Origin of the sequence: Streptomyces sp. H39-S7 (assembly GCF_027158205.1) — a bacterium.
Taxonomy (GTDB): Bacteria; Actinomycetota; Actinomycetes; order Streptomycetales; family Streptomycetaceae; genus Actinacidiphila.
This window is the reverse complement of the sequence record NZ_JAPVLU010000083.1, coordinates 10,204-25,221: the sequence shown is the minus strand read 5'-3', so window position 1 is coordinate 25,221 and position 15,018 is coordinate 10,204. Positions and strand designations below refer to the sequence as shown.

Sequence of the window (15,018 nt, the reverse complement as noted above, 5' to 3'; positions counted from 1 at the left end):
GGGAAGGCTGAGCCGGCGGACCGGGCGGCGCCGGCCACCAGACCGAGCGGTGCCGCCCACCGCCTCGGCCCGGCCCCCTCGACTCGGCCCGGCCCTTCGACTCGCGCCCGTCCCGGAACGCCACCGTGCCCGTCCGAGACCCCCGCTTCCGGCCGCCGCTCCCTACCGGGCCGGCCGAACTCGTTCAGCGGCAGTGCAGCCCGGCGACGGGCGTGCCTCCCCGGCTACGGCCGTGCTGAGCGCGATACTGCTGGCTCCGCGACGCGGGCGTGTGCCGTGCGGCGCGTTGGGCAGGCGCGTTTCGAGGGCGATCACCGGAAGATCCGAACAGCGTCTCCCTCGGCGGGCACGGCACGACGACGGAAGGTTCTCTTGTGACTGACAGCATGTGGAGATACCAGAACACCACTGGTCACCTGGCCGGAATGGATCTGACGGGGTTCACGGTCGAAGCAACCGACGGAAGCATCGGCAAGGTCGACAAGCACTCCGACGATGTCGGATCCGCTTATATCGTGGTCGACACCGGCGTATGGATCTTCGGCAAACACGTTCTGCTGCCGGCCGGCACGATCCGGTCCATCGAGATCGATGAGCGGAAGATCTACGTCGCCCGCACCAAGGACGAGATCAAGGACTCCCCGGAGTTCGACAAGGACAAGCACGCCGGCGACCTGGGCTATCACCAACAGGTCGAGGGGTACTACGGAACCCACCGCGCCTGATCGACGGCACGGCCGGACAGCGCCCCGCTTGCCCCAGGGATCCCCTGGGGCAAGCGGGGCGTTCGGCCGCGCGCCCCGACCCGCTGGTCGGGCCGGACCGTTCCTGATTTCCGCCGGGGGCGCGAATTCGTTTCCTCCCGGCCGCTCGCCACAATGCCATTTCCGGTCGAAGCGATTGTGGCCGGTATCTCTGCGGTCGAATTCCGGGCTATTCGCCTCGGCCGGTTCTCGCTCTGTTCAGCAGGGCCTCGATAGTGCTGGCATGTACACGGCCTTCACCGGAGGCTCACCGAGCCTTCACGACGTGAACAGGGTCGATTGGAGAATTCATGTCCGGATTCCTTGCCGCAGGCGGAGCCATCGTGGCGCTCATGGCCGCAACCGTCTCCCCCCAGCAGCCGTCGGCAGGGGAACCGCCGCCCGACAAGATCGTGATCAAGGTCGCGACCGTCAACGGTTCAGGCTGTCGTGAAGGAACGGCAGCCATAGCCGTCTCTCCCGACAACACCGCCTTCACCGTCACCTACAGCGATTACCTCGCTCAGGTGGGCGCCGGGTCCCTGCCGACCGACTTCCGCAAGAACTGCCAGCTCAACCTGCGGGTCTTCGTACCGCAAGGCTTCACCTACGCGATCGCCCAGGCCGACTACCGCGGCTTCGCGTCCCTGGAACGCGGCGCCAGCAGCGAGGAACGGGCCGGGTACTACTTCCAGGGCTCGTCACAGACGGACCGCAAGGTCCACTCGTTCCGCGGCCCGTACAGCGACAACTGGCAGACCTCGGACGTGACCGAGGTCGGCGCCCTGGTCTGGGCTCCCTGCGGGGAGATCCGCAACTTCAACATCAACACCGAGCTGCGCGTCAATATCGGAAGCTCGGACAAGAAAACCACGAGTTTCATGACGATGGACTCGACGGACGGCAGCGTCAACACCGTCTACCGCCTCGCCTGGAAGGAATGCCCGAACAATCCGCACCCCTGGCCGTAACCGAACCGCGCGACGGCTGACACCCCCGTTCACGCCATCGCGCCAGCATTCCCTCGCCAGACGCCGGCCCCGGATCCGCTCGCGGTCGCACTCCGCCCGCGGGTCCGGGGCCGACTCAGCAGCCACGGGTCAGAGCCCACCTGTCACGGACGGATCACAGGGGCAGCACCCGCTCCGTCATCCGTCATCCGGCATCCGGCATCCGGCATCCGGCATCCGGCATCCGGCATCACGGCAGGATGCTCCCTGGCGGATCAGATGTTGAGTGCGTGGCCGGTCGTCGAGTCCACGTGGTCCGGGGTCTCGTCGTGGCGATCGCCCACGGTCGGTGTCCCGGCAGGCTCGAACATGAGGATCGCGGCGCCGGACGGAGCGTACGGCCTGTGCTCGGTGCCTCGGGGAACGGTGAAGACCGCCCCTTGCGGGAGCAGGACCGTGCGCTCCCCCTCGGGCTCGCGCAAGGAGATGTGCAGTTGCCCGTCGAGTACCAGGAAGAACTCGTCGGTGTCGTCGTGGGCGTGCCAGACATGTTCGCCCTCGACCTTGGCGATGCGGACGTCATAGTTGTTGACGCGCGTGACGATGCGGGGGCTCCACAGGACGTCGAAGGAGGCCAGAGCCTTGCTGAGGGAGAGGGGTTCGTTGCTCATGCGCCCATCCTGATCCGTTTCGCATGGCCCGCGTGAGTGCTAGGAATTGCACATGGCGAAAGAATCCTCGCACGCAGCTCACGCGGCGCGCGTACACCAGGTCGTTGTGATCGTGGACGAGAACTCCAACCCCTTCGAACTGGGCTGCGCGACCGAGATCTTCGGTCTGCGCAGACCGGAAATCGGCCGCGATCTCTACGACTTCAGGCTCTGCTCCCCCGAGCCCCGCACCCTGATGCGCGACGGATTCTTCACGCTCACGGGAGTCGCCGATCTGGAAGCGGCCGACGCGGCGGACACCTTGATCGTCCCCAACCGCCCGGACATCGAGGTGCCCCGCCGTCCCGCCGTGCTGGATGCCGTCCGACGGGCGCACGCACGCGGTGCGCGCCTGGTCGGCTTCTGCAGCGGCGCGTTCACACTGGCCGAGGCCGGAGTCCTCGACGGGCGTCGGGCCACCGCGCACTGGCAGTGGGCCGATACCTTCCGGGCCCGCTTCCCCTCCGTCCGGCTCGAATCAGACGTGCTGTTCGTGGATGACGGTGACATCCTCACCGCCGCGGGAAGCGCGGCCGCGCTCGATCTCGGGTTGCATGTGGTCCGCCGCGATCACGGCGCGGAAGTCGCCAACTCGGTGAGCCGGCGACTGGTTTTCGCGGCGCACCGGGACGGCGGACAGCGACAGTTCGTGGAGCGCCCCATGCCCGACCTTGCGGACGAATCCCTGGCGCCTGTCCTGGCCTGGGCCCAGGAGCGGCTGGACTCACCACTCGCTGTGTCCGATCTTGCGGCGCGGGCGGGGGTCAGTCCAGCGACGCTGCATCGCCGCTTCCAGGCGCAACTGGGCACGACGCCGTTGACGTGGCTCACGGGGGAACGCTTCGCCCTGGCGTGCCGGTTGATCGAGCGAGGTGAGTCCCGTTTCGAGATGGTCGCGCGACGCAGCGGGCTGGGCACCGCCGCCAATCTGCGCACGCTGATGCGCCGCGAGACCGGCATCACTCCGTCGGCATACAGGCGCCGGTTCGGGCCGGAGGTGAACTGACGGCGGGCAGCCGGAAGCCTGACTGTCGGCGCTGTCGCGTACGGTCGTAGCTGCGCGGTCGGCATCCGAGGAATCCAGCTCCGCAGTGCATGCAGCGGCCTCCCTGGTCTGTCTGCGGGTGGCCCGGTCGCGAACCGGGACCTATGCGACGTCCAGGCATCGTTGAGGGCTATGAGTGGCTCCTGCCAGCGCCGACCGCGCGCGCCCTGCGTGGAGCCGTGCTGAGGGCGCACGCCTGACCCTCCACCGACTCGGCTACCAACCGTCAGCGAGGAACGCAAAACGGGCATGGGTCCTGCCCGGCGACCTGCCACAGCTCGTCACTGCGACCCCGCGGCCACCAGCGTCGCGGTGATCGGTTCGAGCTCAGCGACCAACTCGTCGAGCTCAGAAGGAGACAGGGCGTCGTACGGCGGGGCGGCGAGCTCGTCGGTCAGGGATTCTATGCGTTGCTTGGTTGCGCGGCCGGCGTCGGTGAACCGGCCGTCGGAGTCGACGAGCCCGCGCTCGCGCAAGCCGTCCATGACCGCGGCCAGCCGCTCCTTCGGCAGGTGATGCACGCGCCCGAACGACTCCGGCGGGTGGATGCCCTGCTCCAGCGCGGAGAGCATGTGAGCCTCCGTGCCGCCGATGCGCGCGCCGACCAGGGCGGCGGTATGCCCGTCACCGCGGTGTTCGCGCAGCATGGTCGCGCAATGCCACAGCCGGGCGACCGGGTCGCTCGGCACCGCAAGTGCACGCATCCCTGCGTACATCACCCGGCCTTCTGTGGGCGCGCTCGTCGCGGCTTTCCAGGTCAGGTCGGCGGCGCGCACCAGGCCCGGGGATTGGGCCAGTTCCTCACCGAGGATCCGCCGTACGGAGGCCGCGCTGCCCCGCTCCCGCGCGGCGACGGACTCCTCGGGCGGGATCGTCTCCCACGCGCTCGGAATGTGCCGCGCGGCCTCCCCGTCGGCGAAGCTGTAGAAGGCCGCATGCACGACCGGTGCCGGCACCCGCCCCAGCGGTGCGGCGCGGCTGGCGAAGTAACCGTCCCAGTAGGTGCGGTGGCCGAGCGCGGCCAGCTCCTCGTTGCACTCGTCGGCGAGGAAGGTGACCAGGCAGATCGGCTCCAGGAGCTCGAACATGCGGCGGGCGGTATGCGTCATGGCCTCCATCATGCCTGCGGGTCACACCCCGTGCAGCAGAACAGGCCGCGAGATCAGCTCCTGTCAGCCACGACTGCGGGCTTCCTGCGCTCGAGAGCCAACTCACCCCGGATGAACGTGAACCGGACGTCACACGACTGGGTCGGGGCCCTGATTCGCGGACCTGCGGGGACAGGGGCCACGGCTGCGGTGTCAGTCTGCTGAAGTATCCTTCCGGCCACCGCACACCAACCGGGGAGACCGCAACAAGTGACCGGCCTGACTGCTTTCCCGCTGCCCTTTCAAGCTTCCCATTCCCTGGAGTTCGCGACACCCCGAACACTGCGGGAACTGCAGATGATGCAGTGCAGCGCACACCTCCGGGCGAAGCCGGGGTGGTTCGACAAGATGAACGATGCCGACATCGTCGCCAGGTGGACGCAGGAAGCGGTCGCCCAGGGCCTCACCGAAGCGCAGGTTCGTTACGTGCTTGCCGAACTCCTGCACTACGCCGCGCTGCGGGACGGACGAACCGGCGTCGAGGTGTCCGCCGTCGACGGGGTGTGGCAGTCGGACACACTGGTGGACGACAAGCTCAGATCCCGGCTGCGCGAGGCGGTTCGGGTTCTGGAACAGGTCCCCGAAGCGGAACAGGACTGGCATCCCGGATCCGACGGTCAGGTGCTGGATCTGGTTCATCCCTCCCTGTTCTGCCTGGTGAGAGAGGTGAGTGGTGCGCCCGAGCGGGCTTGGCAGAACCCGACGGACCGCTACTCGAAGTACGAATTCTCGGAGAAGTTCCAGTGGCTACCAACGGACGTCGACGTCAGTGACGACGGCGATGTCGCCTTCCGTTCGTACGTCAACAACGTCCATCCGGAGACTCATCGCGAACTGGGCTCCGTGCTGCCCGACTTGTTCGCCCGCATGCGCCCACTACTGGAGAACGTGCTCACCGATCTGCGCCACCCGCGGCCGCTGCGGATCGAGGCCGATCCCTACGGATGGTACGACCCGGAGCCGGAGTATCCGAACAAATCCTCCTACAGCGACAAGGGGGCGCACGCGGAAGCCGTCCGTGTATGGGACGCCGCCCATGACGACTGGTGGGAGAACCGCCAACCGACCATCCCGGACGCCCCGGACTTCACCCCGCCGGAGCTGCCCGACGAATCCTCCCGAGTCGACCTGCGCGGCCACCGTCTCCAGGTCATCGTCAAGCTCGCCACCATTCATCTCACCCCGGACAAGCCCGAGTACCCCGGCGGTAGCTGGCATGTCGAGGGAATGATGAACGAACGGATCGTCTCGACCGGCATCTACTACTGGGACAGCGAGAACATCACCGAAAGCCGGCTGAGTTTCCGGACGGCACTCGACGACCCGTCCTACCAGCAGAGTGACGACAACGGCATGCGCAAGGTCTACGGCCTGGAGAACGAGGAGGCACTGAACCAGATACTGGGATCGACAGCGACCCCAGGGGGCCGCTGCCTGGCGTTCCCGAACATCCTGCAACACCGTGTCAGCTCATTCGGCCTCACGGATCCCACCCGCCCGGGATACCGCAAAATTCTCGCGTTCTTTCTGATCGACCCGTCGGAGAAGATCGTCTCGACATCCGATGTGCCACCGCAACAACCATGGTCCGACACCTCGACCATGACGCTTGAACAGGCCAAGAACTACCGCGAACAACTCATGCAGGAACGCAAGTTCTTCGTCAACGAACACAACGAGCAGCTCTATGAACGAGAATTCTCCCTCTGCGAGCACTGAACCCCTCCTATCCTGATACGAGCAAGTCAGGAGGATGTTGACGACCTGGACAGTGAGGCCGGGGCGGCGGGTGAAGCATGTGGCCCGCCGCAGCGCCAAGATCGAGCGGCCCCACCGACTGCCGGCGTGGTTGAGGATCAGGCCGCCTGCAGGTCACCCGCCGACCCGCCTGGTCCGCTCCAGCCTCAACGGCGCTCAGCTCGTCCGGTGGCAGTCGCGTGGAGCGACCTCAACGCAGGAATCATCCGTTGACCAAGATCGGCAGCCGCTCGATTTCAACAGCGTCCCGGCGACCACCGGCAGCGCCCGCGGCGGCCCAGTACCACCCACCTGGACCTGCTGGCGCTGGGGCGGCGAGATGGTTGGCGTGCGGGGCCGACGGAACCAGGTAATCTCTTTGTCATGTTCTTCCAGACGCCGATTTACGAGTGAGAGCGTGATGGGCCGCTGTTGACGTCGTTCGACGTCGCCGCCCGTCCCCCACCGACGAATCCGTAGATCACTTCACATCATTACCGGGAGAGCCCGTGACCGTGAGCAAGAACATCAACAATCCCGTGGGCATGGGCGGCGGCCAGCGCAAGCGGCTGTCCCGCGCCGAACGGCAGAACAACGGTCCGCACCGCAATCTCGACCGCCAGGGTGCAGCCGACCAGAAGGCGGAGCTGTTGCGCAAGATGCGCGAGAAGGCAGGCGCAGCCGAGGACGCCGGCCAGGCGGGCGACGACACCGCACAGAGCTGACGCAGCGCGGCACCGCACGGGGCAGGGCCCGGACCACGGCAGATGGCGAAGCTGCCGCCCCCGGCGGACGCCTGCATCACGGGGCGGATGTTGCCGGAATCCTTCGGTCCCTACCGCCCCCGGGCCTGCTCCACGTTCGAGCGGTGGGGGCCGAAGAGCCAGTTCGCATGCGGCCCCAGACGCGCGTCGACGGGTTCTGCTCCTCGTCGGAGCGCGTCGATATAGGCACGATCGGCGGTGAGGCGGGCCGCCGCCTCGGGACCCTCGGCAACGGCGCCGTGGCCGGGGACCACGACATCGACATGCTCCGCGGCCTCCCCCAGCCGGGCGAGCGCAGCCTCGTAGGCTCCCACCTGATCGTCCTGGCGCACGTCGAAGAGCGGGATCAGGACGTCGGAAAGCATGTCGCCGACGAGCAGCACGCCACGGTCCGCGAGCAGGATCGCGGCATGGCCGACCGCGTGCGCCTGATGCTCGATGATCTCGCCCGGCACCGGTCCGCCGTCCGCCGGCAGCGCGGTGAGCCGCGCGACGAGGTCCAGAGGGATCCCGGAAGCACTCTGCGCCGCCATCTCCTGCGCCCGCTCTCGGGCCTCACCGGCAAGGTGGGCCGCCGCGGAGGTGGCGTAGCGCGGAACGTCGCCGAACCGGGGATGCCAGAGCAGGTGGTCCCAGTGGGGATGGGTGCAGAACCCGGCGACCACCGGAATGCCGAGCCGGTCCACGTCATCGGCGAGTTCGTTCATCTCCGAGCCATTGATGCCGGGGTCGACCAGGATCAACCCCTCCTCCCCGCGCACCACGATGGAATTGCTCCAGACCCACTCGCTCTGCCGGACCCAGACACCGTCGGCCACCTCATGCAGCTTGCCCATCGCCACTCCCATCGGTTGTTTACTGTGCTGAGACTGCGAGCCGGAGCCAAACTCATCGCTTCCTGGGCCCGCTGGAGCCATCGGTGTGGTTGAGGCGAAAGACGTCGTCAGCGACGTTCGTGCCTCACGGTGAAGGCGATGGCCTGGAGGCCGGCCCGAAAGCCGCCTGCGGATCATGCACGAGCTGATCGAAGGGGACTGATCCGCCTCCGCAACCGAAGAGTCACCGGCCTGGCAGGTAGCGGCTCCCGGCCCCGGCGCCACGGCGACGCACACCGGCGACGCACGGTCCACGCACCCACGGCACCGCAGCGCACGGGCAGGATCGCCGTCCGCCGGACGGTCAGGGGCCGCTGTGGACGAGGGCGGCCCAGAGGTCGGGCCGGTCGGGGTACCGGCTGCGGAGGTCATGGCAGACGCGATGGAGGGCAAGGGCTGCGTCGTCGGCGGTGGCGTCGGGGAGGTGCCCGTAGAAGGCGCCGGCGGCACGGGCGGCAACGGAGTCGTCGAGGGGCCAGAGGGCGGCGATGACGTGCCGGAAGCCGGCCAGGTGGAACGCGGAAGCCAGGTTGATCGACTCGTTGATCGCCAGGCCTCCGTCCGCCGTCGAACAGGCCGAGAGGTAGGCGAGTTCGGCGCTGGGAAGCCGAAGACCGCCGATGTCGGGAATGGTGAGGGCGCCGTCGTGCAGGTGAATGGCGCTGTTCGCAGGCGCGGTGAGATCGCACACGGCATGGCAGGCGAAGTGTGCCCACGTCGCCGCCGGCAGTGCGGCACGAACGGCGGCGATGGTGGCGGCGGAGTCCGCGAGCGTGACCTGGCCCGGCCAGGAGGCGTGGAGGCTGGCCGCTTCGAGGACCGTGCCGGGAAGTCCGGGAAGCCCCGGGGTGCGTCCCAGGGCGACGGTGAGCTGTCGCCGGCTGTCCGCGGGAGGCCGGCTTCGAGCGTGGGCGAGGACCCGCAGCGTGGGCACCTGCGAGGAGACCGCGAGGTCCAGGCTTCCCGGTTCGGACGGAAGGCCCGCAGCGTGCCACGGGAACAGTCCGAGCAGGCCGGTCGGAATCCACCACACCCGGTGCGGTTCGGGGCCGTGCGGGCCCAGGGCGGTGAAGACGTGCTCGACGGTGGTGGTCCACAGCCAGGCGAGGGTGTCGTTCAGGACGCGGCGGCGACGCAGGGCGCCGGCCAGGGAACCCGGGTCGTCGGTGTGGGTCAGCAGCGTCATGGCGCGGGACAGAACGTCGCCGCTGCGCAAGCCGGGTAGCGAGACGACGATCGGCTCGGCGTCGCTCGTGACGATGATGGCGTCGCTCCGGCACTTGCCCGCGTTGATCAGGACGCCGACACCACCGTCCACCGCCGATCGCAGCTCGGTGAACCTCGGCGGCTGGAGGAAGTGCTCACACCCCGGAACTGCGCGGATCCGGTCGAGCAGGCGCTGATACGCGGCCCACGAATCCGCGCGGCCCGCGGTATCAAACTCTTCTCGCAGACGGACGAACTCGCGGGCGAGGCCGGGCTGTGACGAGGCGAGTTCCGTCAGATCGGACCTGGTGTCGAGGGCTGATGCGAGCAGCAGGCCCCGGCTGGCCTCACCGATCTCCACGGCGCCGCGGAGATCGGGCAGGGCGATGTGAGCCGCAATGGCTTCCTCCGCAAGGCGGAAGTGTCCGCGGAGCCGTGGTTCGTTGTCCTGCCAGCCGTTGTCGTGCGGGACGATGGTGGGCAGGAGGGCGACCGCCGCGTCGAGCAGCGCCGTCGCGGTGTGCTGGTCGCCGGTGGCATGGGCGAGAGAGCCGATGGCAGACGCCGCGTACACCCGCTCGGCCGGTTCGCCGACCGGGAGGGACGACCATTGTTCGGCCAGGGCTGCCAACCGGCCCGGGGCCACATCACCCGGGGCGATGTCGAAAAGGTCCCGATAGGCGTGGGCCAGGTTGGACAGCCGTTGCATCGACGAGGGATCGGCCGCGGTGTCGGCCTCACCGGTCAGGGCCCGTTCACCGGCTTGGAGTGCTTCGCGCAGGTCCGACGGATCGCCGGTCAGGTCGAATCTGGCGTGCCACACCAGACCCAGCACGGAGAGCACCCGGCTCCGTGCCCGCGGATCGTCCGGCAGAAGGTGGAGAGCCTGCTCGGCGAGGCTGCGCGCAGAGCCGAGATCCTCCAGCGAGCGGGTCAGTTGAGCGCGGAGGAGGAGGGCCCCTGCGAGGTTGGACATCACCGCTGCGCGGTTGCGATCGGTGAGGGTGGAAGCTGCGTCGCGCAGAACCTGTTCCAAGAGATCGATGGCCGTGTCGAGCCGCGAACGCGGGTGGCCGTGTACCGATGCTGTGAGATGGACCGCGGCAATCTGCGAAAGCAGCTCGACCCGGTGCGGGTGGTTCGCGGGAAGTCCCGTCAGCGTAAGGTCGCTGTGCCGCAGTGCCGATTGAAGATCTGTCGCTACCCCCGTGTGACGGAAGCGCCATTCGTAGGCCGTGGCGAGTTCGGCTCGGGTTTTCCTCGAAGGGTGAATCGTCAGGATCTGCTCGCCGAGCTCGATCGCCCTGTTCATGTCCGCGGTGTCCCCGCGCCTGCGCATGCGCTCGCCGTAGGCCTCGGCAAGCCAGGTGAGGATGTTGTCGGGCAGCGTCGGACCGGTCAGCAGGGTCACGGCCCGCTCCGCGGACTCCATGAGCCGGTCCGACACCAGACTCTCCGACCGGCTGTCCGGCTGCGTTCGCGCGTCGAGGTATAGGCGCATCAGCACACTGTCCGGGGACTCCTCGTCCATGGGGGCTACTTGCACGGCTCGTCCGGTCACCTCGACGGCCCGCTGCCGGTCCCCGTCAGCACCGGTGTGGTCGAACAGCGACCAGCAGTCCATGCTGAGCTGGGACAGAAACACCGCGAGCTCAGGCCACCGCGGAGGCACTGCCTCGGCGACCCGCAATCCGACCTCGATGCTGTCGGCCAGCTCGGCGGGGTCTCCGCCGGCCCGGTACAGAGCCTCGTGGGCGTGGCGGAGCGGCACTCCCAGCGCGATGAGCAGGGCCTTGTCCTCAGGCAGCCCTGCGAGGGCCTCGTCCCCGCTGCGGACGCACAGTCGCAGGTACGACGGTTGTCCGGTGTGCTCGTAGGCGCCCCAGTACGCCACCGCAAGGTCGGCCAGCAGGTCGGCCCTGGACGCATGAGGCACATTCGTGGCGCTCTCCCCCAGTTCGATGGCCCTGCGCAGGTCCTCCCACTCACCGTCGGCCTCGAACCGGAGACGGTAGGCGACCGAGAGGTTGCCCGCGCAGAGAACGTGGTCCGGGTCGTCGGAGGGAAGGGCGGCGACGAGCAGTTCACCCCCCTCGATCGCCTGGTGGAGATCGTCGGGGTCCTCGTCGCCGTCGGCCGCGTGTTGGAACCGCATCCGATAGGCCACCGCGAGAAGGCCGGACAGGGCCATCTCCTGCGACGGGGTGGACTCGCCCACCGACGAGCACAGCACCATCGCCGCCTCCACCACGGCCCCGTCCTCGTCGCCGTTGTCCACGACGCTGCGGAGCAACCCGGTTGCGACGGAGATCTGCACGGCGGGGTCAGCCCGTTCGCCGGGGAGCATCGTGAGCAGGTCTGCGGGGATGGTCCGTTCCTCGAATGCGAACGCGGAGAAATAGACGATCGCCCGGGCCAGTTCCCCGACATCGGACGAGCTGAGGGGATGGTGTTCGAAACGCAGGTAGTGCCACCAGCCCAGCAGGTAATACGCATTGAGGCAGCGCGCGGAATCCGCGGTGGTCGACCCCGGCGAACCGGCGGATTGAGCCCCCCGCTCAATCCTTTCCGCCAGGTACCGCGCCTCATCGTCGAAGATGTCGTCCTGAGTACCGCGGGTCCGATAGGACTCGATACGCCGGCCCAGTTCCCTGACGTCGTGCCAGAAATCCCTTGTTGTGAGCTCATCAACGGGCTCAGGAACCGACTTCATATCTCCTCAGCATAGGGTCGCTCGCCCTGTACCGGGACGTACTGCGGAAGCTTCGCCGAGATTCCGTCGCGGCGTGCGTCGGCGCCCTACGATGGATGTCATCGAAGCAGACGGGAGGACCGGTGGAGGCAGCGGAACGGCGTGCTCTGGGAGATCTGTGCCGCGAACTGCCGTGGCTGCGGCGGGAGTGGGCCTTCCTGACCGTGGAGAGCCGATCACTGCTCGAGCGCATCGAGGAAGAGGCACGCGCACGGCGTCCGATTCTCCACCTCCTGCATGAGCTGCTGGGAACGGATCGGGCCGAGAGCCGGCAGGCGCTGTCCGCCGCACTGCCCGGCGCCGGACCGGGGCAGGCCGTCGAGGAACGGTTCCTGTGCCCTGACGGCGCATGCGATCGGAAGGCGTCCAGTCCGCACCCTGCCGGTCCGGTGCCACGTTGCGCGCTCGTCAACCAGCCGATGTGCGGGCAGTAGCTCCGGTGGGGAGCTTCTTTCAGGAGTTGGGCAAGAAGCTGGCCGACCAGTGGGTCAGCCTGCTGTTGCTTCCCGGCCTGCTCTTCGTCGCCGCCGTGCGGGCGGGAGCGGGACTCCCCCACGGGGACGCGGTCAACCGCTACCGTCTGACGCGATTGACATCCGAGACCGTCAGGACGCTCTCGCAGCTACCGGCGACCAGTCAGGTCATCGTGACCGTCGGTGTACTGCTGCTGGCCACCGGCGTGGGCTGGGCAACCCAGTCCCTGACCGGAGCGACCCGGCGGATCTGGCTCGGCGTGTGGCCCCGTCCGTTCGCGCCCGCCCACAGGTGGCTCGTTGACCGACGAGTCCGACGCTGGCACCACCGGGTGGCGGGGAGACGGGAGTTGGAACTGTCGTATCCGCGCGGCTCCCGGACCGCCGGACAGCAGAAGCAGATCAATGCGGCGGCCGGGCGGATCAATCGCCTCGCACTGGCCGAGCCTGACCGGCCTACCTGGATGGGCGACCGGATCCAGGCCGTCGAACAGGTCGCACTGAACCGCTTCGGCCTCGACCTGGCGTTCACCTGGCCCCGGCTCTGGCTGGTGCTGCCCGAAAACGTGCGTACCGAAATCACCGCGGCCAACGCCGCATTCGCCGGCGCCACCGCCGTGGGGACCTGGGCCTGGCCCTATCTCCTGCTGGGTGCTCTGTGGTGGCCCGCCGCCCTCGTCGGCCTGGTGATCGGAGTCACCGGCTGGGCGCGAGCCCGCGCAGCCGTCTCGGACCTGACCAGTCTGTCCGAGGCCGCGCTCGACCTGCATGCCCGGACCTTGGCCGTCGCGCTCGGCATCGGCGCCCCGGAGACCACCGGCCCGCTGACGATCGCGGAGGGCGAGAGGATCACCGCCCTTGTGCGCAAAGGCCGCTGATCGCGTGAGCACTGAGCGCTGAGCACGGCGGTCTGCTGCTGAACAGGCTGCGAGCACCGGGGCTCTACTGTGAAGTCGGGCGGGGAACGGTCAGTGTGACCGCCAGAACGAGCCGCTGACTCACCCCACCTGCGTCCGGTCTCCGATGATCTCGTCGCCGATGTTGCACCATGCGGTGCTCTCCGCGCTCGCCCATACCCAGGGACCGTAGTGCACGTACTGGTAGCCGCCCAGGGTCTCGCACGTGATCACCTCACGGTATCGCCCCGAGTTGCACCAGGTCTTGTTCCCATGGTGCCCCGCGCTGCCGAACACCCGTTGGCCCCAGCATGACTGCAGTGCGGAGTTGCTGGACGCAGGAACAGCGGTAGGTGACGAGCCGCTGTCCGCTACCGCGCTCGGCGCGAGGGACAGCGCTCCCCCCACGACGAGCGCCGTTGTAGCTACTGCCGTTGCGATACGACCTTTGATCATAAAGATCCCCCAGTTGTCGACGAGATGTGTCTCCGTCGCCGGCTCACGCCGTTACGGCGGCTGATTCCCTGTGGCCTCAACGTAGACATCACCGGAGGACGACCGCCATGGTTTCCATGACCGTCAAAACGTGTTTACCGCCCGTGTGGGAGGCCCACGATGAACAGGGCCCCTGACGGGTTGGGTGCCGCGTGCAGGGTGCCGCCGTGCCGGGCGGCGATCTCGCGGGCGATCGCCAGGCCCAGCCCGGTTCCGCCAGTGCCGCGGGCGCGGGCGCCGTCCAGGCGGGTGAAGCGTTCGAAGATCCGCTCGCGGTCGGCGGGCGGCATGCCCGGGCCGTCGTCCCGTATCTCCACACGGGCCCGGCCGTCGGCACCGGAGGTGACGGCGATGTCCATGACCGCGCGGGCGTGCCGCGCGGCGTTGTCGAGGAGGTTGCGCAGCAGCCGCTCCAGTTGCACGGTGCTGCCGTGCACGACCACCGGGTCGTCGGCGTGGAAGGTGAAGTGCAGCTTCTGGTGGACGCGGAGGTGGCGGAACTCCTCGACCAGGTCACGGGCGAGCGCGGCGAGGTCGACGGGGGTGCCGGCCGGCGGAGCGGCGTCCCCCAACCGGGCGAGCAGGAGCAGGTCGTCGGTGAGTCGCTGCAGCCTGTCGATGTCGGTGAGCGCGTCCCGTACGGTCTCGGGCCAGTCCACGTTCTCGGGATGGGCCAGGGACGATTCGAGGGAGGCGCGGAGGTTGGCGATGGGGCTGCGCAGCTCGTGGGAGGCGTCGGCGATGAAGCGCTGCTGACGGGCGACACCGGCGAAGACGCGGTCGAGCGTGACGTTGATGGTGCGGGCCAGCCAGGGGATCAGGGTGCCGATCTCGGGGACCGTGATCCGCTGGTCGAGGGCCCGGGCGGCGGTGATCTCCTGCAGTTCGCGGTTGAGGTTCTCGACCGGACGCAGCGCGCTGCGGGTGGCGAACAGCACGATGGCACCGACGAGGAGTCCCCCACCGATGGCCAGGAGCCAGTTGACGAGCGCACCCGTGGGGTTCCACCCCCAGCGGTAGGACTGACCGATCAGGACAAAGAACCAGGCGGCCACAGCCGCCAAGGCCCCGGCAGCGGAACCGGTGACCAGCAGCCGTCGGGGATGGCCCCGGTCCGCGCCCGATGTACTCACTTCCCGTGGCCGCGCACAGAGCCTGGTGATGGCGGCGTGGTCCGTGTCCGGGCTCGTATACACCTCTCCGAGCCCCCGAGACCTATGCAGA

13 protein-coding genes are annotated in these 15,018 nt (G+C 68.5%); 7 read left to right on the top strand and 6 right to left on the bottom strand.

Annotated elements, in window-relative coordinates:
* Positions 1-374 precede the first annotated feature (374 nt).
* Together O3X23_RS41115 and O3X23_RS41110 are read left to right on the top strand one after the other, a co-directional pair.
* Positions 375-725 (top strand): PRC-barrel domain-containing protein, encoded by a 351-nt coding sequence (locus O3X23_RS41115; protein WP_269279522.1) that lies wholly within the window; start codon positions 375-377, stop codon positions 723-725.
* Between the two features lie 329 nt (positions 726-1,054).
* Positions 1,055-1,714: a DUF4360 domain-containing protein gene (locus O3X23_RS41110; protein WP_269279519.1), complete on the top strand. Its 660-nt coding sequence runs from the start codon at positions 1,055-1,057 to the stop codon at positions 1,712-1,714.
* 254 nt (positions 1,715-1,968) lie between these two features.
* On the opposite strand, the gene O3X23_RS41105 is transcribed toward O3X23_RS41110, so the two are convergent.
* The gene (locus O3X23_RS41105; RefSeq protein ID WP_269279516.1) at positions 1,969-2,364 is read right to left on the bottom strand and encodes a cupin domain-containing protein; all 396 of its coding nucleotides are present in this window, start codon (positions 2,362-2,364) and stop codon (positions 1,969-1,971) included.
* A gap of 52 nt (positions 2,365-2,416) precedes the next feature.
* Between O3X23_RS41105 and O3X23_RS41100 the strand changes: the two genes are divergently transcribed.
* Positions 2,417-3,409: a GlxA family transcriptional regulator gene (locus O3X23_RS41100; RefSeq protein ID WP_269279513.1), complete on the top strand. Its 993-nt coding sequence runs from the start codon at positions 2,417-2,419 to the stop codon at positions 3,407-3,409.
* A gap of 320 nt (positions 3,410-3,729) precedes the next feature.
* On the opposite strand, the gene O3X23_RS41095 is transcribed toward O3X23_RS41100, so the two are convergent.
* Positions 3,730-4,557 (bottom strand): SCO6745 family protein, encoded by an 828-nt coding sequence (locus O3X23_RS41095; RefSeq protein ID WP_269279509.1) that lies wholly within the window; start codon positions 4,555-4,557, stop codon positions 3,730-3,732.
* 249 nt (positions 4,558-4,806) lie between these two features.
* Here O3X23_RS41095 and O3X23_RS41090 point away from each other — a divergent pair, with 249 nt between their 5' ends.
* Both O3X23_RS41090 and O3X23_RS41085 read left to right on the top strand, forming a co-directional pair.
* Positions 4,807-6,315, top strand: a complete 1,509-nt coding sequence (locus O3X23_RS41090) for a DUF4246 domain-containing protein (protein WP_269279506.1) — start codon at positions 4,807-4,809, stop codon at positions 6,313-6,315.
* A 527-nt stretch (positions 6,316-6,842) separates the two neighbouring features.
* Positions 6,843-7,058, top strand: coding sequence for a DUF6243 family protein (locus O3X23_RS41085; protein WP_269279503.1), 216 nt, complete (start codon positions 6,843-6,845; stop codon positions 7,056-7,058).
* Between the two features lie 110 nt (positions 7,059-7,168).
* On the opposite strand, the gene O3X23_RS41080 is transcribed toward O3X23_RS41085, so the two are convergent.
* Both O3X23_RS41080 and O3X23_RS41075 read right to left on the bottom strand, forming a co-directional pair.
* Positions 7,169-7,945, bottom strand: a complete 777-nt coding sequence (locus O3X23_RS41080; RefSeq protein WP_269279500.1) for an MBL fold metallo-hydrolase — start codon at positions 7,943-7,945, stop codon at positions 7,169-7,171.
* A gap of 331 nt (positions 7,946-8,276) precedes the next feature.
* Complete coding sequence (locus tag O3X23_RS41075) at positions 8,277-11,891, bottom strand: CHAT domain-containing protein (RefSeq protein ID WP_269279497.1); 3,615 nt, start codon at positions 11,889-11,891, stop codon at positions 8,277-8,279.
* A 95-nt stretch (positions 11,892-11,986) separates the two neighbouring features.
* Between O3X23_RS41075 and O3X23_RS41070 the strand changes: the two genes are divergently transcribed.
* Together O3X23_RS41070 and O3X23_RS41065 are read left to right on the top strand one after the other, a co-directional pair.
* Entirely contained in the window at positions 11,987-12,364 is a 378-nt protein-coding gene (locus tag O3X23_RS41070) for a hypothetical protein (protein ID WP_269279494.1), read from the top strand.
* A gap of 5 nt (positions 12,365-12,369) precedes the next feature.
* Complete coding sequence (locus tag O3X23_RS41065; protein WP_269279491.1) at positions 12,370-13,281, top strand: hypothetical protein; 912 nt, start codon at positions 12,370-12,372, stop codon at positions 13,279-13,281.
* A 120-nt stretch (positions 13,282-13,401) separates the two neighbouring features.
* On the opposite strand, the gene O3X23_RS41060 is transcribed toward O3X23_RS41065, so the two are convergent.
* Positions 13,402-13,533: a hypothetical protein gene (locus O3X23_RS41060; protein WP_269279488.1), complete on the bottom strand. Its 132-nt coding sequence runs from the start codon at positions 13,531-13,533 to the stop codon at positions 13,402-13,404.
* Between the two features lie 356 nt (positions 13,534-13,889).
* Positions 13,890-14,927: a sensor histidine kinase gene (locus O3X23_RS41055; RefSeq protein WP_269279485.1), complete on the bottom strand. Its 1,038-nt coding sequence runs from the start codon at positions 14,925-14,927 to the stop codon at positions 13,890-13,892.
* Positions 14,928-15,018: the final 91 nt, after the last annotated feature.